A 20,863-nucleotide genomic window follows, 5' to 3' on the forward strand; every position below is an offset into this window, starting at 1 on the left:
TATGAAGCTTAGAAAATTTCGGCTTAAGAAGATCATCAATGATATTCCGTTAAATTATAAATTTCTGATGATTCTGCTGATCGGTGTGTTGCTCCCTATTTTGATTGTGAATCTCGTATTTATGGATCATATGTCCAATTTTATCAGAGCGAGGGAAGAGCAAAACCTCAATATCTCATTGGAACGGGCCAGAAAAGATATTCATGATTATATTGATGGGGGAGTTGCGGTAAGTCATGCTTTGAATACTGATAAAACATTGAACGAAATGCTGGATCATACATATATAGACCCACTGGATTTCTATGAAACATTTGATGAGCAGCTCAGGAATCGAGTAACAAGTTACATACCTGTGAATAACCAGATTGAGCGGATTTCGATATTTACGGATAATCCGTCCATTGTACCTGGAGGGAATTATCAATTCATTGACCATAAGGTACAGGATAGCGACTGGTATAGGCTGTGGGAGGACAATTCGGATCCGGTGTATGTTGCTGCTTATATGGCGACGGAAGCCAGCAATCTTGCCTCTACGGTCCCTTATCTCAGTGTCATGGAGAGAATGAACTATTTCGATAAATATAACACTTATTACAAGGTACTCCGTATCGATATTGCAATTAATAAAATTTATGATGTTATCATGCGCGAGAGGGATTATTTGAATTTATATTTAGTGAATGAAAATAACCAGATCATTATGTCGGCCGATAGTGGTTATCAAAGAGGTCGGACCGAGGACGCATATCCCGTATTCGAGCTGCCGGAGCAATATAGCGAGCAGGATATTCATACCGTATCCATTGGAACAGCGAGGTACGTCAAGGGTTGGAAGCTAATTGGATTTCCAGAAGGAACGCGGATTTCAAAGGCAATCATGGAGATGCGCGTATTCGTAGTTCTGCTAGCGGTAGCAGTGACCTTAGGTGCAACGCTCTTCATTTATATTATGCTGAGATCCTATAATTACAGGGTTAAGCGACTGTCGAGGCATATGCAGAAGGTTATGAACGAGAAATTCGACCTCATATCTATTGAAGAAGGACGGGATGAGATCGGCGGATTGATTCAGAACTTTAACCAAATGACCTCAAGGATTAATTCATTGATCAACAACGTGTACAAACTGGAGATTCAGAAGAAAAATTTGGAAATGGAACGGGTGCGAGCAGAACTGAATCTGCTGCAGAGCCAGATGAATCCGCACTTTCTGTTCAATACATTGAATGCAATTCTGGTTGTTTGTACCAAAAATAGCTATAACGATGTTACTGATATTATTAAAAATTTATCCAGGCTGCTTCGCAGATTAATTAGCTGGAAAGAAGATATCGTTACTCTTCAGGAAGAGATTATGTTTATCGAAATGTATTTGAAGATTGAGAAGTTCCGCTTCCGGGACAAAATTGACTATGAATTCGAGATCGATGAAGAAGCATTGCAATACAAAATCCCCAAGATGAGTATCCAGCCGTTGATAGAGAACTCGTGTAAACATGGGATTCAGAAGATCAATGGACAGGGATTGGTTAAAGTTAGTGCCATCGTGGCAGATGGGAAGCTGCGGGTTACTGTATATGATAATGGAAAGGGGATTGAGCCTGACAAGCTTCGGGAAGTGATTTTGTCAGTTCGCAATGAGAGCTCGTCCGGTTCCAGTATTGGAATTCGCAACGTATACCGAAGACTGGAACTAAATTATAACGACCAGGCAAGTTTCAATATTGTCAGTAAGCCGGATGAAGGTACAACTGTTTCTTTTGAGATCCCGGTTAATCTTCTTGAGCGTCAGATTACATAAAGTGCATGGGGAGAGGGAAATGGTATGGTATTTAAAGTGCTATTAATCGATGATGAACCAGGGGCTCTGGAAGGGATGGAGCTATGGATCCCTTGGGAGGAAATGGGCTTTGAGGTATGTGGAACATGCAATAACGGATCGGAGGGGCTGGATAAGCTTCATGAATTGAAACCCGATTTAGTAATCACGGATGTGAACATGCCAGTAATGAGCGGACTTGAGATGATCAAGGCTTGGCAGGAACAAGGCGATTCAGAAATAGGCTTTGCTATTGTAAGCGGATACAGCGAGTTTGAGTATGCGCAAAAGGCGCTGCATTATGGGGTGCATCATTATTTGCTGAAGCCTTTGATTGCGGAAGAAGCAGAGAAAGAACTGCGCCAAATTCATCAGGAACTGGTACGGAAAACGAAGCGGAAGCATCTTGATCAGCTTGCTAATTATGAAGAGACAGTAACCGCATTGAAGAAGTTAATGATGGATCATTTGTTAGATGGAGAGGAACAAGCCTTTATTGAAGAGTTGTCTACTCTTCGGGAGCGCTGGAATCTGTGTCTGGTTCAGATTGACTCAATCAATCTGGCTGAATTTAGAGAGAGGACCTCATCCGTAATATCTACTGAATCCTCAATATTTCTGATTGATATAGAGCCCGGTTGCTTTGCTATTATATATGGATTTAACGGGATTGAATATGAGAGTGATACCTGGGGTAAAATCGAGGAAATCTCTAGATATTGTAAGTGTCATCGTGTTTTCATATCTGCCGGACTTAGCCAGCCGTTACTGATAGAGATTGGACAAAGTTATAAAACTGCCAAAATGGCTATTAAGCATAAATTCTACGACCTCCAATATGAAGGCATTATGCTCTACCTAGATATTAAAGCCAAAGAGTTCAGTCATCTATATGATCAGATACAGCTTATGGATACAATACTGAGAACTGTTGAGCTTCTGGATCAGAATGGTTTTATGCAGGCCGTCAACAGAGGCAAGGCTACTTTTCGTAATTCACTTATTTTACCGGAGATGGTTAAGAAGATTGCCGTTCATATTATGTACAAGATTGTAGAATATACCGGGCCGATCAAAAATATCTCAGAGGAGAAAATGCTGGAGAAGTATAAGCTTTATGAAATCGCTGATGCGGTGTTGACTCTAGATGATCTTATGGATCAACTGGTAGCTTGCGGTACGGAAGTAATCGATTTGTTGCTACAGGAACAGTCTCGTCAAGCACAGGGAATAATCTATGAAATTAACAACTATATTCAAGAGCACTTCCGGGAAAGTCTGACGATTAAGAAATTAGCTGAAGTATTCTTCTTGCATCCGGTTTATTTAGGACAACTGTTGGTCAAAAAAAATGGGCTAAACTTCAATGAGATGATACATGGATTAAGAATCGAGGAAGCAGCCAAATTACTGCATCAGCATCAATATAAAAATAGCGAGATTGCAGAAATGGTCGGGTATACCAGTTACGGTCAATTCACAAAACAGTTTGAACGAAGGATGGGTATGTCTCCAAATCAATACAAAAACAGTAAGTTCTAAAATATTTAGGGGTAATGCTTTAATTGTATCGTAGTCGATAATTGAAAGCGCTTTTACAATAAAGATAAGTTGTCTATGCACTATTTTAATGCTTGACGACAACTAAATTCATACGGAGGTGCTTTACATGGGGGGTAAGTCCAAATCTGTATTTCGACTAGGCGTACTTCTGCTGTTGTCGCTGAGTGTTGTTCTCTCAGGTTGCGGCGGAAACAATTCGTCCAAGTCGGGAGGTAACAATTCTACAAGTCAACCAAATACAACCAACCAAGCGCAGACAGACGATGGCGGAAAGATCGAGCCGTTTACGATTACCGCTTTCATCGGGGAAGCTGGTCAGCAGCCGACTCCCGACAACAAGATATACAAGATGATCAAAGAAAAGACGGGAGCATCTTTTGAATTTGAATTCCTTGCTGGAGACAAAGATCAAAAATTGGGCGTAATGATTGCAGGATCGGATTATCCGGATATAATGACCGGTGATGTTAAGCTGACGGCGGCAGGAGCTTATATTCCGCTGGAAGATTTAATTGAAGAGCATGCCCCTAATTTGAAGAAGCATTATGAGAAGTACTGGAACATGATGAAAGACCCGAACGACGGGCATATTTACATTCTTCCGAACTATGGAGTAACTAACGCTGACCCTGCCAGCACTTGGTACGCAGGACCGGCCTTCTGGGTTCAAAAGGCAGTTCTGGAGGAAGCGGGATATCCTCAAGTAAAAACATTAGATGAATACTTTGATTTGATCGCCAAGTATAAGGAAAAGCATCCGACGATCGATGGAAGCCCGACAATCGGGTTCGAGATTCTGAACTATGACTGGAGAAACTGGGGACTTTTTAACGCACCGCAGCACTTGATCGGTCATCCGAACGATGGCGGGGTTGTCGTTGAGAACGGCGTAGCGCATATTTTTGCCGATAAGGATTACGCTAAGAGATACTATAAGAAATTGAATGAAATGAATGCGTTAGGTCTGATCGACAAAGAAACATTTACACAGAACTACGACCAATATATGGCTAAGATATCCAGCGGTACAGTCCTCGGAATGTTCGATCAACACTGGAACTTCCAAGACGCAGAGAATTCTCTTATTACACAGGAAAAACTGGACAGAACTTATGTAGGTCTACCTCTCGTATATGATACAAGCATCAAGGATCACTACAAGGATCGTGCGGCACTTAACCTGAATAATGGTTTTGGTATCAGTGTTAATGCCAAGGATAAAGCGGTGAAAATTATCAAGCTGCTGGATACATTGATTCAGGAAGATTGGCAGAGAATCTTGACTTGGGGAATTGAAGGCGAAGATTATTACGTTAATGAAGAAGGTCGTTACATGAGAACGGAAGAACAACGCCATAATGCGACCGATGCAACATGGGAATTGGGTAATAAAGCAAAGATGCTGTTCAAATTTATGCCGAAAATGGAAGGCTATTTCAGTGACGGGAACGCGACAGATGCCGCTGCGCAGCCTGAAGAATACAAGGCAGGTCTGAAGGAATATGACAAGAAATTCCTTGAGGCTTACGGATATAACAGTTATGTTGACTTCTTCAGTCCAGCCCCGGAGAATGACATTGCATATCCGGCTTGGTCTGTGGATCTGGTAGATGGCTCCGAGGCGAAGATCGTCAATACGAAGCAGAGCGAATTATCTACGAAATACTTGCCGAAGGCTATTCTGGCAAAACCGGGTGATTTCGATACGGTATGGGATGAGTATACCAAGGAAATCGGCAAATTGAACATCAAAGCGTACGAAGACCGCATCAATGAAGTGCTGAAATGGAGAACGGATACCTGGACAGTGAAATAAGCTATAGGCATTAAAATCGGAAGGTGGAGACAGATTTTGTCGTCCACCTTCCCAAATAATAGGTGCTGGGGAGAAAAACACTTATGGAACAGACCTTAAGGAAAGATCGCAGCGTTCGGAAGCCCAAGCTCAATTGGTCCCTTGTGAAGAGCCAGAAACAGCTAATCTATATGTCTGTACCACTACTGGCATATATCGTTCTATTTGCCTATTTTCCGATTTGGGGCTGGTCGATGGCGTTCCAAGACTATAAACCGGCGAAGAGCTTCAGTGAACAGAAGTGGGTAGGGTTCAAGCATTTTGAGTTCCTATTCAAAGACGATAGCTTCTTGCAAGTGCTGCGCAACACGCTAGCAATGAGTGTAATCAACCTCATTCTTGGATTTGTAACAGCGATTATACTCGCTTTATTACTGAATGAGATCAAAAAAGTATTTTGGAAAAGAACGGTACAGACGATTTCATATCTTCCGCACTTTTTGTCTTGGATTATCGTTACCGGGATTGTAGCGACATCACTGGCTTCCGATGGAATCATTAATGATGTTCTGCTCAAGCTCCATCTTATTAAAGAACCGATTCAATGGCTCAGTGAAGGCAAGTATTTCTGGGGAATTGTCGGAGCCTCGCATGTGTGGAAGGAAGTTGGCTGGAATACGATTATATATTTGGCTGCGATGGCATCGATCGATCCGGCGCTATATGAAGCGGCTGAAATCGACGGAGCCAGCCGCTACCGTAAAATGTTTCACGTTACTTTGCCAGGCATTAAGCCTACGATTGTCATTTTGCTAATCATGTCCATCGGTCACATCCTAGAAGCCGGATTCGAAGTTCAATATCTGTTAGGCAACGGACTTGTTGTGGACTGGTCGCAGACCATCGATATCTTCGTACTGAAATACGGGCTTGCTCAAGGCAATTATTCATTAGCTACTGCTGCCGGTATATTTAAAACGGTCGTTAGCGTGACGATGCTGCTATTTGCCAACTGGATCGCGAAACGGCTAGGGGAAGAGAGGCTGTTATAGTTATGGCGAACCCAACCATCAGCCCTGGGCCAGCATCTGCTGCCGCAGTGAATAAAAGAAACAGAAGAGGAAGTTTAGAGCCAGTTCTATTTCATACCTTAAACGCGATTTTCATGATTGTGCTTGTCATCGTCACCCTGTATCCGTTTCTGAATACGATCGCCGTATCCTTGAATGCAGGGAATGATACAATCCGCGGCGGAATATATTTGTGGCCTAGGGAGTTCACATGGCAGAACTATAAAGCCGTCTTCGCTTCAGGTACGATCTACAATGCATTTTGGATATCTGTGGCAAGAACGGTACTCTCGACTGTGCTGAACCTGTTCCTGACGACGATGCTTGCTTATACGCTAAGCCGACGGGAATACGTATTCCGCAAACCGATTACACTTATTTTTATCTTAACGATGTATTTCAACGCTGGTTTGATTCCAGGATACTTTCTCATGAAAGACCTGCACTTGATTAATACATTTTGGGTGTATGTGGTTCCTTCTATGATCAGTGCTTTTAATATGATCGTTATCCGCACTTATATCGGGACGATTCCAGAGAGTCTGATCGAGTCGGCAAGAATTGACGGAGCTGGCGATTTTAAAATATTTATCCGAATTATTTTTCCGCTCTGCAAACCGGTATTGGCGACTATTGCCTTATTTGTTGCCGTAGGGGCGTGGAATTCCTGGTTTGATGCATTCATTTATACCTCCTCAAAACAGGAACTCAGTACCCTGCAATATGAGCTGATGAAGCTGTTATCGTCCAGTATGAACGCTAATAGCAACCCAGCGGTGGCCGCAGGAGCAGGGATGTCCCAGGAAGCTGCGGCGTCGATGGTGACGCCTTTGTCGATCCGGGCAGCGGTAACGGTGGTAGCGTCAGTACCAATCCTCATCGTTTACCCGTTCATGCAGAAATATTTTGTGGTTGGTCTCAACGTGGGTAGTGTCAAGGAATAGCTCCCATTCGATTGAATGGTAAGCAGGGAGAAAGGTACATCGTTATTGAACAAACAGCGATTTATTATTCTAATCCGGTACTTCCGGGATTTTATCCCGATCCGAGCGTTGCGAGAGCCGGGGACGACTATTACATGGTTTGCAGCTCATTCGAGTATTTCCCGGGGGTACCTATCTTTCATAGCCGTGATCTGATCCATTGGGGGCAGATCGGTCATGTACTGGATCGCATCAGTCAGCTTGATCTTCGTAAGCGTCATAGTTCCGATGGAATATACGCCCCGTCGATCCGGTATCATGAGGGAATCTTCTATATGATCACGACCGATGTGGGCGGGATCGGCAATTTCTATGTTACCGCTGATAATACGGCTGGTCCGTGGTCCGATCCCATTCGGATTCCTTATGGCGGAATTGACCCGTCACTCATGTTCGATGATGATGGTAAAGTCTATGTTACAACACAGCAGGGGGCGGAATACGATTCCCATGTCATCCAATATGAGATCGATATCGCTACCGGGGAGGCTCTAACAGAACCGGTGGTGATCTGGACTGGCGACGGCTGGGGAGAAATTATGCTTTACTGGGGTGGTTATCGGATTGTATGCTGCAAGCCAAGGTGAAATAAGTAACGTTCCTGCCTTTTTCGATTGGTTTGAATATAAAGTGAATGCAGCGCCTGTCTGAAGGAGGTATGGGAATATGATTGGAACACGGATGGAGGCGCCGCTGAGACAATTATTCGATTTTAAGATCGGTGCAGCGGTGAATCCAACGACGATTAGCTCGCAGGAAGAGCTGATCGCGTATCATTTCAACAGCATTACGGCAGAGAACGAAATGAAGTTCGCTAGTGTGCACCCGGAAGAGGAATTGTACACGTTCGAGGCCGCCGACCAATTGGCTGAATTTGCCCGTAAGCACGATATGGCGTTAAGAGGGCATACACTGGTCTGGCATAACCAGACGACGGAATGGCTGTTCCAGGACAATCACGGGCAGCCTGTGAGCAAGGCGTTATTGCTGGAGCGGCTTCGCTCGCATATTCATACCGTGGTAGGGAGATACAAGAATGACATCTACGCGTGGGATGTAGTAAATGAAGTCATTGAGGATACCGGGGCTGAGCTGCTCCGCTCCTCAAAATGGCTAGAGATTGCCGGACCTGAATTCATCAGCAAGGCATTTGAATTCGCTCATGAAGCTGATCCTAACGCACTGTTATTCTACAATGATTACAATGAATCGCATCCGCAGAAGCGGGACAAGATTTATACGCTAGTCAAATCGTTGCTTGTACAAGGCGTACCGATTCACGGGATTGGCCTACAGGCACATTGGAATCTGTTCGATCCAGGATTAGACGATATCCGCGCGGCTATAGAGAAGTATGCTTCGTTGGGCTTGAAGCTGCAGCTGACTGAGCTGGATATGTCTGTATTCCGGTTTGATGACAGGCGGACGGACTTGGTTGAACCGACACCAGGGATGTTGGAGCAGCAGGCGGAGCGATATGAAGCCGTATTCCGGATGCTGCAGGAATATAGCGATGTGATTACATCGGTGACCTTTTGGGGTGCCGCCGATGATTACACTTGGCTTGATGATTTCCCTGTGAACAGACGCAAGAACTGGCCGATGCTGTTTGATGAACATCATCAACCGAAGGCAGCCTATGAGCGCATCGCTAGGTTGGTACGGAGCTAGAGAACGATATATATTATCGTAAAAAGAACCTTCAAATTCAGCGCGTTGCTGATTTGAAGGTTCTTGGTATGAGAGGGATTATACTCCGGAGTAGGCCATGAATCCGCCGTCTACCGGGATAACCGTTCCGGTTACAAAGCCGGATGTATCTTGATCGACGAGCCAGAGCATCGTGCCAAGCAGGTCCTCGGGAACACCAAAGCGACGCATAGGTGTGTGCGTAATAATCTTATGAGAACGCTCAGTAAGCGATCCGTCCTTGTTGGTTAGCAGGTCACGGTTCTGTTCAGTTAAGAAGAATCCAGGCGCTACCGAGTTAACGCGAATTCCAGCATCCGCCAAGTGGACGGCCAACCACTGGGTGAAGTTGTTGATCGCAGCCTTGGCTGCGCTGTAAGCAGGTACTTTGGTCATCGGGCTATATGAGCTCATAGAAGAGATATTCAGGATCGTCGCCCCGGGACGATCGATCATACCACGGGCGAAGATTTGCGTCGGAATTAGGGTACCCACGAAATTGAGATCGAATACCTTGCGTACACCGGAGAAGCTCAGATCGAAGAAGCTCGTCACATTAGCGTTCGTCAAATCCTCTTCACGATAAGTTTCATTTGTAGTGTTCGCACTGGGCTGATTACCGCCAGCACCGTTGATCAGAATATCGCAAGGTCCAAATTGGCGGGTTACTTCTTGCTCTGCGCCTCTTACGCTGTCCTCATTAGTAACGTCGCACGATACGGCAATCGCGGTCCCTCCTTGGGCTGTGATCTGGGCAACGATCTGTTCGCCCTTTTCCCGGGTGCGGTTAAGAATTGCGACCTTTACGCCTTGCCGTGCGAGTTCAAGAGCCATGGCTTGGCAGAGTATGCCGGAGCCGCCTGTAATGACGGCCGTCTTTCCTTCTAGAGAAGCATGTTTGGGTAATAGGCTCATAACGAAGAATGCCTCCTTCTTGATAATCAGATAGAATGGCTAAAATGGGCAACATCTTGAATATGTAATGACACGAAAAATGCTCTAACCTCTTAAATTTCATACTATCATACTTAGAGCAGGAAAAGATTTTGAAAGATCACGATTTATTTTTGATATTATACGTTTTTTTACCGGGAAAAGATGAACGAGCCTCTACCGGATCGGCGGAGACTCGTTCATTTCTATATAGCTGCTCAAAAGGTATAGGATTATTGTTGTTTCAGCCCAATGACTTCATGAGCAAGGAGCTCATAAGAGCGCAGGCGGGCCGAATGGTCATAGATTTGCGAGGCCACGATAATCTCATTGGCCCTTGTCTCTTGCCAAATATCGTTCAGACGCTGCCGTACTGTATCGGGTGAGCCGACAGCTGCATAAGCGCGCTGCTTCTCGAATAGCGCCTTCTCATGGGCAGTCCAGATCGAATCCATATCATCCACTGGAGGCCGCAATTGACCAGGACGATTGCGAATCAGGCTGAGAAATTGTTGAGCCTGTGATGTGGCGAGCCGCTCGGCCTCGGCATCGGTATCAGCAACGACGACATTCACTCCAATCATGGCGTACGGTGCAGATAACGTCTCCGAAGGGGTGAACTGATTGTGATATAGTTCTAGTGCGGCCAGCAGATAATCCGGTGCGAAATGACTGGCAAATGCAAACGGCAGGCCTTGTTCTGCAGATAACCTGGCACTGAAGCCGCTGGAGCCGAGCAGCCAGATTGGAATATCGAGGCCTTCTCCAGGAATGGCTCGGACACGCAGCGATGACTGGGAATCAGGCTTGAAGTAACCGCGCAGCTCTCGCAGCCGCTGCGGGAAATCCTGTCCATCGCTGCCGGCCCCGCGCCGCAGGGCGAAGGAGGTAAGCTGGTCGGAGCCGGGCGCTCTGCCTAAGCCAAGGTCAATGCGGCCAGGGTACAGCGATTCGAGGGTGCCGAATTGCTCGGCAATGACCAATGGGGCATGGTTAGGGAGCATTATCCCACCTGAGCCGACGCGAATCGTCTTGGTACCTCCGGCCACATAGCCGATGACGAGGGATGTCGCCGAGCTGGCGATCCCGGGCATGCCATGGTGCTCGGCGAGCCAGTAGCGAGTATAACCCCATTTCTCAGCATGCTGTGCAAGGTCTAACGTATTTTTCAACGATTGAGCTGCTGTGCTGTCAACCGTAATTGGTGCGAGATCCAGTATGGAGAAGGGAATCTCGGATAAGCTTGTCGAATGTGATGCCGACTGGATATCTATTCGTTCCGTCATGAAACCAATCCCTCCTGAGATTAGGAATATTATTGATAATTGAACTCCTTCTAAATATCATACCCAGTAGGGTATATATCTAATATATCATAGCCCAGACTGATCCAAAAGGGGAGGGTTGGTGAGCGTTCAGGCAAGCAGAACAGTATCTGATGCCTGAACGTCAGAAATGACCGCGGTAGAGGTTAGAACAATTCCTCGATCTTGGTATATGGATACCCGAGACTGTCGGCTACGCCCGCATTCGTAATGTGACCGTCGTAGACGTTGATGCCTTTTGCAACTTCAGGGAGGAGTTTGGCGCAGGCCTCCAGCCCATGTCTAGCTATCCTTAGCGCGTAGGGGGTCGTTACATTCGTTAAGGCGAGCGTCGACGTACGAGCGACGGCTCCCGGCATGTTGGCAACGGCATAATGGACGACGCCATGCTTCACATAAGTAGGATCGGCATGTGTCGTGACGCGGTCGATCGTTTCAATTGAACCGCCTTGATCAATCGCGACATCGACAATAACAGAGCCTTCTGACATCTGCTGAACCATATAATCCTTCACCAGCTTCGGTGCTCTGGAGCCTGGAATAAGCACCGCTCCGATGACGAGGTCAGCTTTGATTACCGCCTGTTCGATATGGTATGAGTCGGACATAAGCGTAGCGACCTTTCCCTCAAAAATGTCATCCAGATATCTTAATCGGTTGGCATTGAGATCCAGTAGGGTCACATGTGCTCCCATGCCCAGCGCAACCTTGGCTGCATTTGTACCGACGACCCCGCCGCCAATGATGACGACCTCAGCCTGCTGTACGCCGGGTACCCCACCGAGTAGCACCCCTTTTCCGCCATAAGGCTTCTCGAGGAATTGTGCACCAATCTGTACAGCCATTCGACCAGCTACTTCACTCATTGGAGTGAGCAGTGGCAATGAGCCGTCATTTAATTGCACGGTTTCATAGGCAACGGCCCTTACCTTCTGGGATAACAACGTCTTGGTTAGCTCCGGCTCGGGAGCAAGGTGAAGATAAGTGAACAGAATTAAGCCTTCCCGGAAGAAGCTATATTCTTCAGGCAGCGGCTCCTTTACTTTCATGATCATTTCTGCAAAATTCCATACATCTGCAGCTTGATCCATGATGACTGCTCCGTGAGTCCGATATTCTTCATCACTGAAGCCGCTACCGAGTCCAGCGGATTTCTCTACGGCAACCTCATGTCCGGCATTAACGAGCGTCTTCACTCCAGCGGGTGTAATGCCCACTCGATTCTCGTTATTTTTAATCTCTTTGGGAATTCCTACGCGCATACTATTACTTCCTTCCCGCTAAATTGATCTTCTATTATAAATTTATTACGGATTTGTGAACGTTTCAAACATCTGCTTTACCTCGTTAATCCAGGACAACGGTGAATAGGTTAAGGATTATTAAGGGAATACATCCAAAAAACACCTCCAAAACCGCTTCTAAGAGCGGCCCAAGAGGTGTAATGGTAACTAATCTTGATAGATTATCCGTTCATGACGCTGCCGCCATTCGCTCCTAGAACTTGGCCAGTGAACATGCTAGCGTCGTCCGAAGCGAGGAAGAGAACAGACTTGGCGATTTCCTGCGGGAATGCCAGACGTCCCAGCAAATAGCGGGAGTTGTGATGACTCTCCTCAAGCGAAGAGCGGACATCCGTAAAGGTACCGCCAGGTGCCACTGCGTTAACAAGAATATAAGGAGCCAGCTCACGGGCCAAAGATTTGGTCAGAGCAGTAACACCGCCTTTAGCAGCGGCATAGTGCGACAGTTCGGCTGCGCCTTGGCTGGCCAGATCGGAGGTTACGTTAATGATCTTGCCCGATTTCTGTGGTAGCATCCGGCGGGCAGCTTCCTGCGAGGTATAAAAAGCACCATATAAATGAATGCGGATCATCCGATCCCATTCCTCATGGGTCATCTCGGTAATTTTGGCAGTCTTCGCAATTCCGGCATTATTAACGAGTATATCGATCTTGCCAAATAAGCGATCAAGCTCAGCGAACATCTGCTGTACCTGCTGCGGATCGCTAACATCGCCATGGAATATTTCTGCTTGAACGCCGTAGTTTTCTACCTGATGCTTAACGTCAAGCGCTTCTTTATCGTCCCCGTAGTAGTTAATCAGGACATGGATTCCAGCCTTGGCGAATTCGAGTGCGATGGCTTTTCCGATTCCCCGGCTTGCCCCGGTAATTAAGGCAACATTGGTGGAGGGTTGTTTACTGCTCATGCTAAGAACTCCTTCTTCTATATTTTGTATATGTATCCTTTAGACTATTTCAAATGTACCAGAAGAAGGGACGAATTTCCCTAAATTTTTTTAAGAATTTAAAGAAAATATTTTAGTGAAGGCGCGTGGAAGTAGGAATTAAGATTTTGTCATCCCTTTTAAACTTTGTTGTGATCCTTTTTCTTCCCTAAGCAATATAATGGAGATAGTAACACAGGTTACTGTTCTGAACTGGAAAAGGTGGTTAAGAAACATGAAGAAACTTGCTTTGTTATTGATGCCTCTGCTTCTGATTGTCGTGATGTCGTCATCGATGGCTTCGAATTCCGAGGCCGCAGAGCCTGCATATAAACCGTTTACTGCGAAGCCCGGCACACAGACCGAGACCGTGTACATACATGAACTTCGTCCGGATAAGAGTGGCGTTCATGTTGTGGTTGATCCCATTGAGTGGTATGAGGGGGAGGCTGCACAAAAAGTCTTTGCCAAGTATGAACCGGATGCTGGTATTGATGGTCCTTTGGATGGCTACTATATCGTGAATCCTGATGATACGCTGGCAACTTATCCTGTTGCTCCCAATGCTGAAGTGCTAATGCAAATTTATGATCGCGGCGAACTGGACAGCGATATATTGTGGAATGAACCCATCAGTCTGGAGAAATTCATTCATATTTTTGGTCAGAGCGACCTGTTCGATTTAAGCAGTTTCCCGTATCATATTACGATTGAGAATGGTCAGATCACATCGATCGTCCAACAATATATTCCTTGATTTTAGCCTTCTTAAGCCGATATCTGAGAACTTCACATAAAGAGACCGCTGCTTGCGGTCTTTTTTGATATTTAAGATATTATGGAGAGATCCAATCAGGGGCTTAAGTCTTGGTCGAAGGGTGCATGAATTTAAAGATGCAAAAATAGTGGCATCCGCAGAATAGAGCATGAATTCGCAGGAAATGGTATCTATATCTATAGAGAAGGTGTAATATGGAAATTAGATAAATCTAGTTCTTTTTAACTATTTTTTTGGAGAGCGTGGATCGAATGATGAACAGGGTACATGATGTTCACTTCAAGAATAATGTATTGCTAAAAATACTAAGCGGCTTCTATACGGTATCGTTGGGTGTTCACCTCCTGACGGGAGGGAGTCTTGCCGATTTGTCTATACCGGCTAGCGTTGCTCTGGGCAGTGTCTTGGTCCTGCTCGGGTTATATCGGCGCTATCCAGTGGTTTCGATGCTTCTGATGATCTCTTCCCCTTATTTGTATCTTCTTTCCTTGATGGCCACCGATTTGAATCTGCTTAACTTCATTCTGTTAGGCTTCGCATTGCTGTTAAGCTTGATCTATCTTGATATCCGTCTTGTAACGCTCTCGGGTCTCTTGTACTTGTTAACTGCTATGTATTGGTCCAGAGTGCTGTATGGGGCTGAGATGGTCGCAGGTTCGGAGCGCAGTGACTTACTCTATGTAGTGATATTCGACTTATTCGTGATAGCCTTCTCATGGGTTCTTATTAATCTCGTCCAAGGAAGATGGGGCAAATCCGAGCGCGGTCTGACAAGCATTAATCATATTTTGGAGAATATCGATATTACAACCTGGGTGTATGATCTGGCCTCATCCCGGCTTAGCCTGTCACCCGGGATTACAAGGCTGACAGGTCTACCAGCAGATACATTCACGGACTTCCATGCCTTACTTGAGCTTGTTGAGCCGGCGGATCTACCGCTTGTGCAGCTCTCTCAGAAAGAGATGATTATTGATCGGAAAGAGGTCTTGCTAGAATGCAGACTGCGACGAATTAACGGAGACATATGCTGGGTTCAGCTTCGCGGCACGCCGCAACTGAATGAACAGGGTCACCTCGTCCATCTCGAAGGAGTACTCATTGATATTACAGAGAGCAAGGAGCGCGAAGAGCATATGGAGTATCTGGCGTATCACGATGATCTGACCGGGCTACCGAATCGTGCGTATTTCCATATGCGGCTTAAACGGTACAGAAGTGAAGGTGCCATAAATATGGCATTAATGTTTATCGATCTGGACAATTTCAAGGACGTCAATGATACATATGGACATCATATCGGGGATAGGTTGTTGCAGGAGCTTGCTGACCGCCTATCCCGACAAATCAGAGAGAGTGACCTGATCTGCCGGCTTGGCGGGGACGAGTTTCTGATTTTACTCACTAATAGTGATGAGAAGCATGCCAGTACAGTAGCACAGCGAATTAATGCCAGCCTGGCGGTACCTTTTCATTGCAACCATCATCGGCTTCAGGCGACAGCAAGCATTGGTATCTATTATTCACCGGACGGATGCGAAGAGTTGGATCAGATGATTAATCTGGCCGATGAAGCGATGTATGAAGCCAAGCGGAGTGGGCGTAACCAATATGCTGTTAATCAGTCTCCGTCTCCTACATGAAGCACAAGAAGCCTTTCTTCCGAATAGAGGAAGTTCGAAAAATCCAATTTTCGAACATGTATTTATTGGTAACGGTGAGAAAGGCTTCTTTTTAAGTTCTGAAGGCTCCCCGTCTAAATTGCAGCCAGTCTCGCCCAGAGCGGAGTATATCCTTGAAGCCAGGCTTCCTGACCAAGTAATAAGGCGTAAGATCTCCGCCCCAGTCCGCCTTCGATTCTGCCACGGATGCGATATTGGCACCGCTAAAATCGAATTGCTTAACCCCTTGGGAGGCGAGGTCCTCAAATTCAAAGAGCTGTAGCTGTTGGACTACCCCATTGGACAGGTGGTCTGCCTTGGTTCCAGCAACCCAGCCGATTGCTCGCCCCGGGTTCAAGAGCAACGTAACGTTGGCGCTGACCGGCTCACCACTCTCGGAATAACAGACATAGCATCGGAAGCTGTCTTCTCCTAAAATACTCTGCGCCAGCTCCAGGTCAGCGGCCGTAATCTGATGGCTAAAGCCCTGCCTTCTTTCCGTCTCCAGCAGGCATTCATAGACATGCTTCATATTCTCGGCCCTCCTGCTGGAGTAGCCTCTGGCATTGGCCTTCTTGATTTTATTCCGGATAGCCTTGCTGGCCAGACTTACCGAGTAGGGGAGGTTCAAAATGTATGTATAACGGATATCCACCTGGAAGCCTCTCCAAGTGAACGGCCTGATATCGGTAATGTCCGGGGGCAAAGTTATCGTTACAGCGCCCCTCAGCTTCACTAGATGCTCGATCATCAGCTCTGCGACTTCATGCCATTGCTTGTTCGTGCGGAATGGCTTGGTCGATGGAGTGGCATGGAATATGACGGAATGATACGGATTCTGAGGTGGGAAATAAAACTTGCCATATCTGCTGAACAGCAAGCATTCACTATAAAAATCACCGCACTTCGGCGGCTGGAACCGGAGCAGATCAACATCGCATTTCCACTTCAGGCGGTTGAACTCTGCCCACTTGGCCAATGCTGTTTGTTCTATCATTCTCTTCTTTTATTCCTCCCTTCATGGTCGGAGCTGAACGCAAGCTCGGTGGAGATCCCGTTCTTCTTCAGACGGTTCACGACATGTGCCGCCTCGGTAGAGGAGATATTCGATAACAGGATTTGCAGCTCATTAACGGGATTCAGCCCGATATAATCATTCTCGCGCAAGTAGGAGTCTACGGTATGAAGATCTTCAAGATGTCCATTGGATAAGTTGGATAGGGTCAGTATCGTATAATCCGTATTGAATTTCCGCTTGGCTTGTTCTCTGGAGTGGATGACTGCGGTAAATATTTCTGATTTCAACACAGGCGAGCCTTCCATATAGTGTTCACTTTGATTCAGATACAAGCTGCGGACATGACGCGACATTGAGGAGTTTAGCAGTTCGTTCTGAATATGCTCGTCGTTCAGAGCAGCCTTCGCACTTGCTGCTGCCACTTCTCTCGGTGCAATTGGAGCGGAGACTGTGAACCATTCGTAGGTTCTGCGCAGCCCTTCCTCCAGCGAGAATCGGGGCTCCCATGCTAGTGCATTACACAGCAAGCTGTTATCGAGAACAGATCTGAGTATATCTCCGGGCCGTGGTTCTGCTCTACGGACCCCCGCCAGCGGATGAAGATCAGATAAGATGCGCACTAATGTGTTGATGGAGTGCTCTGTGCCTGTCGACAGGTTCATGACCCCTGACTGCGGGGACTGGCTAGCTCTGTAAATAGCCTCAGCTACGTCCTCCACATAGATGAAATCACGCGTCTGTTCGCCACTACCATAGACGGTCAGACTTTGACTGTTAAGCATCCTCTTCATGAACATGGACACTACTCCGCCTTCTCCAGTCAATCCTTGTCTCGGGCCATACACATTCGCGAATCGGAGACAAAGTGTATTCAATTGATAGAGCTCACTCCATTTACCGCAGTAATACTCCCCCAGGAGCTTGTTGATGCCATAGGTCGAGACGGGCTTGCAAGGCAAATCCTCGCCCAGCGGAATTTCCTCACTGAGACCGTAGACAGCGGCTGATGAAGCAAAGAGGAACTTCTTAACATGATGCTTGGCAGAGAGCTGCAGTATGTTCGTAAGGCCAAGAATATTCGACTTTGTATCGGCATACGGGTTCTCCATAGAAGTAACGATATTGATCTGAGCGGCCAAATGAACGACGATATCGATATTCTGCTCAGCGAATATGGCATCGCAATTTGGACTCTCTACATCAATAATGTACGAGGTGTGTGGGAATTTAATATGTCTTACATTGCCGGAAGAGATATTATCGATAATGATCACATCACTGCCCTCTTCATAGAACTTCGCAGCGACAAAAGAACCAATAAAGCCGTAACCGCCGGTAATAAGGACTTTCAATATAGTCCCCCCTATATATATCTATAAATTCTGGCCCTTCCTACTGTTCAGCCAATTACGGCATGAACGGAGGGCTTCCTTGAATACGGGCAGTCTAACCTGATAGTAAGGGACCAGTTCTCCACCCCATCCTGACTTAGAACCAGCTACCGATGGGAGATTTGCTCCGACCAGGTCGACGTTGTGTATGCCGATTCTGGTCAAATCCTCAAAGGCAAAATGCTGGGACTGCTGAACAACTCCATTTGTTAAATGATTGGTCTTGCTGCCGGCTGCCCAGCCGAAGGACCAATCCTCGTTCATTACGATAATGATGCTGGCGCTGACAGCTTCACCCTCTGGCGAATAGCAGACATAGCAGCGGAAGTTGTCGTGGCCGAGCAATTGTTGGGCAAGCTGGAGATCGGATAAGGTCAGATCATGGTGAAATCCCTTCCGGTTCTCCGTGGCAATCAGACATGGAAATATCTCATTCATGTCTTGTGTCAATGCAGATCGGTAGCCAGTTTGTGTTGCTTTCTTGATCTTGCTGCGAATTTCGGTGCTAGCCTGCTCAAGCGAATACGGCAGTTTGAGATGATAAGTGTATTTAACATTGGCTTTGAATCCACGCCATAGAAATGGACGAATGTCAGTGATATCTGGCGGAAGAACAAAGCTTGCAGATCCCCCGTGACGAATGATCTCCTCGGTCATTTGCTGCGACAGCTGCCGCCATTGCTGGTTGATTCGGTAAGGCTTATCCGTTGGCGTCGGGTGAAAGAAGGTAGGGTGGAACGGATTGAGAGGCGGAAGAAAGAGTTTGCCTTTTTGATTGAAGAAGAACAGGCTCTCAATATAGGCATTCGAATCAGAGTTCTGAAATTTGACAATGTTGGCGCTGCATCCCCATTTAAGATGATTAAAGTCGGCCCATCTAGTCAGCATCTCGTGCTCTTGATGAAGAGTTCCCATAAATCGCCTCCAATATGATGAAGTGGCGAGGTTAGTTATATCTGGAATTATCTATGAACAATATAGCAAACGTAGACGGACAAGTCATGCAATTTTTGAGTACCAACTGGTTTTTATTGTAATTCTATTTTTTCATTGATATATTTTAGACAAGTCAGCTAGACTCCACCATAATTCGCATAAAATAACGAATTTGGAGTGAGTATTGTGCCTAAAAAGGTATTATTCTGCGCTACTGTAATCTCCCATTTGAAAGCATTCCATTTACCGTATTTGCGCTGGTTTCAGGAGCAGGGCTGGGAGGTACACGCTGCAACTTATGGAACGGAGGCCATTCCCTATGTGGACAAACAGTTCAATATTCCGATACAGCGTTCTCCATTCAAGCTGGATAACTGGCGGGCTTATCGGCAGTTGAAGGATATTGTACGGGAAAATAATTATGAGATCATCCACTGCCACACTCCGATGGGGGGAGTATTGACCCGACTTGCAGCGAGACAGGCCCGCCGCACAGGCACGCGGGTTCTCTATACTGCTCATGGATTCCATTTCTTCAAGGGCGCTTCATTTCAGAATTGGCTGCTCTATTATCCTGTAGAGAAGTATTTATCTCGCTATACTGACTGTTTATTAACAATGAACGCGGAGGATTACAACCGGGCACTAGACCATCAATTCAAGGCAGGAGCGATCGCTTTTGTGCATGGCGTCGGAATCGATTTTGACAAATATAAGCCTGTCCATGAACAAGAGAAGAAGCAGCTAAGGGAATTGCATGGCATCGAGTCTGACGAGTTCATCATGATTTATGCTGCCGAGTTAAGTCAACGTAAGAATCAGGCCTATCTCCTGGAGGTTATCTCTCTATTGAGAGAGAGAATTCCCCGTCTTCGGCTGCTTTTGGCTGGGCAGGGTGCATTGGAAGGACAATATCGGGAGCAGGTCAGCCAGTTAGGATTGGAAAATGTCGTTACCTTTCTCGGCCATCGTACGGATATGGATCAGATCTATGCATTGGCGGATATCGCCGTGTCGTCCAGCAGACAGGAAGGGCTGCCTGTAAATATTATGGAGGCGATCGCTACCGGTTTGCCTGTAGTCGCTACAGATGTGCGGGGGAATCGGGATTTGGTAGAGCCTGGGACACACGGCTTTTTGGTTGGATTGGACGAGCCGTCTGAATTCGCTGAGCGTATTTGGGAGCTGTACGACAATCCACAACTGAGAGCCGACATTCGCGCGAACCGCGACAGACTTATCTCCCTCTATTCAGTGTCTCATGTATTAGGCGAGGTGACTCCAATATACACCGATACGGCGAGACAGTGGGATATTAAGGAGAGGAACCAGGGTAATAAGAAGGACTCGACCCATCAATATAGTGAGAGAGAAATAGGAAAATAGATTTACAGATTATGAGAGAATATGTTAATATTTAATAGACTGATCTTGTCGAAATAAAGGCTAATTTCGATTCAACTTTGATAGATTACTTGCATACTATAAAACTATGAATCTATGAAACTCCGAATTGAATATGAGAACGACGAAACGGCAAACCGCGTGAAAGCGCGGGACGCAAAGCTATAGGGGCTTCGTGAGACGACAACTCTCACATGCCAGCCAGTTCCCGAAGGTTCTTAGGATATGAGAGTAGGAAGGTCCTGAGACAAGGGGCCTTCTA

The 20,863-nt window shown here is 46.3% G+C and carries 17 protein-coding genes, 1 pseudogene and 1 riboswitch; of the genes and pseudogenes, 11 read left to right on the forward strand and 7 right to left on the reverse strand.

Going from position 1 to position 20,863, the window contains the following annotated elements:
- The first annotated feature begins 1 nt into the window (after position 1).
- The 8 genes and pseudogenes from ABD014_RS17245 to ABD014_RS17280 all read left to right on the forward strand — a co-directional run bounded on the left by ABD014_RS17245 (position 2) and on the right by ABD014_RS17280 (position 8,907).
- Entirely contained in the window at positions 2-1,807 is a 1,806-nt protein-coding gene (locus tag ABD014_RS17245) for a sensor histidine kinase (protein WP_343863083.1), read from the forward strand.
- A gap of 24 nt (positions 1,808-1,831) precedes the next feature.
- A complete protein-coding gene (locus ABD014_RS17250) occupies positions 1,832-3,367 on the forward strand; it encodes a response regulator transcription factor (protein ID WP_343863084.1) in 1,536 nt (511 codons plus the stop codon).
- A gap of 127 nt (positions 3,368-3,494) precedes the next feature.
- Positions 3,495-5,204, forward strand: coding sequence for a type 2 periplasmic-binding domain-containing protein (locus ABD014_RS17255; RefSeq protein WP_343863085.1), 1,710 nt, complete (start codon positions 3,495-3,497; stop codon positions 5,202-5,204).
- An 83-nt stretch (positions 5,205-5,287) separates the two neighbouring features.
- Positions 5,288-6,235 (forward strand): ABC transporter permease, encoded by a 948-nt coding sequence (locus tag ABD014_RS17260; RefSeq protein ID WP_343863086.1) that lies wholly within the window; start codon positions 5,288-5,290, stop codon positions 6,233-6,235.
- Positions 6,236-6,237: 2 nt separating this feature from the next.
- Positions 6,238-7,197, forward strand: a complete 960-nt coding sequence (locus tag ABD014_RS17265; RefSeq protein WP_343863087.1) for a carbohydrate ABC transporter permease — start codon at positions 6,238-6,240, stop codon at positions 7,195-7,197.
- A 59-nt stretch (positions 7,198-7,256) separates the two neighbouring features.
- Positions 7,257-7,772 (forward strand): annotated as a pseudogene (locus ABD014_RS17270) (family 43 glycosylhydrolase); the annotation flags it as partial.
- Between the two features lie 16 nt (positions 7,773-7,788).
- Positions 7,789-7,887, forward strand: coding sequence for a beta-xylosidase family glycoside hydrolase (locus ABD014_RS17275; RefSeq protein ID WP_343863088.1), 99 nt, complete (start codon positions 7,789-7,791; stop codon positions 7,885-7,887).
- A 15-nt stretch (positions 7,888-7,902) separates the two neighbouring features.
- Positions 7,903-8,907, forward strand: a complete 1,005-nt coding sequence (locus tag ABD014_RS17280) for an endo-1,4-beta-xylanase (protein ID WP_343863089.1) — start codon at positions 7,903-7,905, stop codon at positions 8,905-8,907.
- A 78-nt stretch (positions 8,908-8,985) separates the two neighbouring features.
- Here the strand turns inward: ABD014_RS17280 and ABD014_RS17285 are convergent, their stop codons facing one another.
- The 4 genes from ABD014_RS17285 to ABD014_RS17300 form a co-directional block, all read right to left on the reverse strand.
- Positions 8,986-9,840: an SDR family oxidoreductase gene (locus tag ABD014_RS17285; RefSeq protein ID WP_343863090.1), complete on the reverse strand. Its 855-nt coding sequence runs from the start codon at positions 9,838-9,840 to the stop codon at positions 8,986-8,988.
- Between the two features lie 251 nt (positions 9,841-10,091).
- On the reverse strand, positions 10,092-11,144 hold the full coding sequence (locus tag ABD014_RS17290) for an LLM class flavin-dependent oxidoreductase (protein WP_343863091.1): 1,053 nt from the start codon (positions 11,142-11,144) through the stop codon (positions 10,092-10,094).
- 185 nt (positions 11,145-11,329) lie between these two features.
- Complete coding sequence (ald, locus tag ABD014_RS17295) at positions 11,330-12,445, reverse strand: alanine dehydrogenase (RefSeq protein ID WP_343863092.1); 1,116 nt, start codon at positions 12,443-12,445, stop codon at positions 11,330-11,332.
- A 203-nt stretch (positions 12,446-12,648) separates the two neighbouring features.
- Complete coding sequence (locus ABD014_RS17300; RefSeq protein ID WP_343863093.1) at positions 12,649-13,395, reverse strand: SDR family NAD(P)-dependent oxidoreductase; 747 nt, start codon at positions 13,393-13,395, stop codon at positions 12,649-12,651.
- A 253-nt stretch (positions 13,396-13,648) separates the two neighbouring features.
- Between ABD014_RS17300 and ABD014_RS17305 the strand changes: the two genes are divergently transcribed.
- Together ABD014_RS17305 and ABD014_RS17310 are read left to right on the forward strand one after the other, a co-directional pair.
- Positions 13,649-14,170, forward strand: coding sequence for a hypothetical protein (locus ABD014_RS17305; protein ID WP_343863094.1), 522 nt, complete (start codon positions 13,649-13,651; stop codon positions 14,168-14,170).
- A gap of 272 nt (positions 14,171-14,442) precedes the next feature.
- Positions 14,443-15,834: a diguanylate cyclase domain-containing protein gene (locus tag ABD014_RS17310; protein ID WP_343863095.1), complete on the forward strand. Its 1,392-nt coding sequence runs from the start codon at positions 14,443-14,445 to the stop codon at positions 15,832-15,834.
- A 91-nt stretch (positions 15,835-15,925) separates the two neighbouring features.
- On the opposite strand, the gene ABD014_RS17315 is transcribed toward ABD014_RS17310, so the two are convergent.
- From ABD014_RS17315 to ABD014_RS17325, 3 genes are read right to left on the reverse strand one after another with little or no spacing between them, the layout of a single operon-like run.
- Positions 15,926-16,849, reverse strand: a complete 924-nt coding sequence (locus ABD014_RS17315) for a GNAT family N-acetyltransferase (protein WP_343863096.1) — start codon at positions 16,847-16,849, stop codon at positions 15,926-15,928.
- Complete coding sequence (locus tag ABD014_RS17320) at positions 16,846-18,222, reverse strand: NAD-dependent epimerase/dehydratase family protein (protein ID WP_343863097.1); 1,377 nt, start codon at positions 18,220-18,222, stop codon at positions 16,846-16,848. Before ABD014_RS17320 ends, ABD014_RS17315 begins: the two co-directional genes overlap by 4 nt.
- Positions 18,223-18,243: 21 nt before the next feature.
- Positions 18,244-19,176, reverse strand: a complete 933-nt coding sequence (locus tag ABD014_RS17325) for a hypothetical protein (protein WP_343863098.1) — start codon at positions 19,174-19,176, stop codon at positions 18,244-18,246.
- Between the two features lie 204 nt (positions 19,177-19,380).
- Between ABD014_RS17325 and ABD014_RS17330 the strand changes: the two genes are divergently transcribed.
- Positions 19,381-20,583, forward strand: coding sequence for a glycosyltransferase family 4 protein (locus ABD014_RS17330; RefSeq protein ID WP_343863230.1), 1,203 nt, complete (start codon positions 19,381-19,383; stop codon positions 20,581-20,583).
- A 139-nt stretch (positions 20,584-20,722) separates the two neighbouring features.
- Positions 20,723-20,814: riboswitch (cyclic di-GMP riboswitch) on the forward strand.
- The last annotated feature ends 49 nt before the right edge of the window (positions 20,815-20,863 follow it).

Origin of the sequence: Paenibacillus motobuensis (genome assembly GCF_039521865.1) — a bacterium.
GTDB classification, from domain to species: domain Bacteria; phylum Bacillota; class Bacilli; order Paenibacillales; family Paenibacillaceae; genus Fontibacillus; species Fontibacillus motobuensis.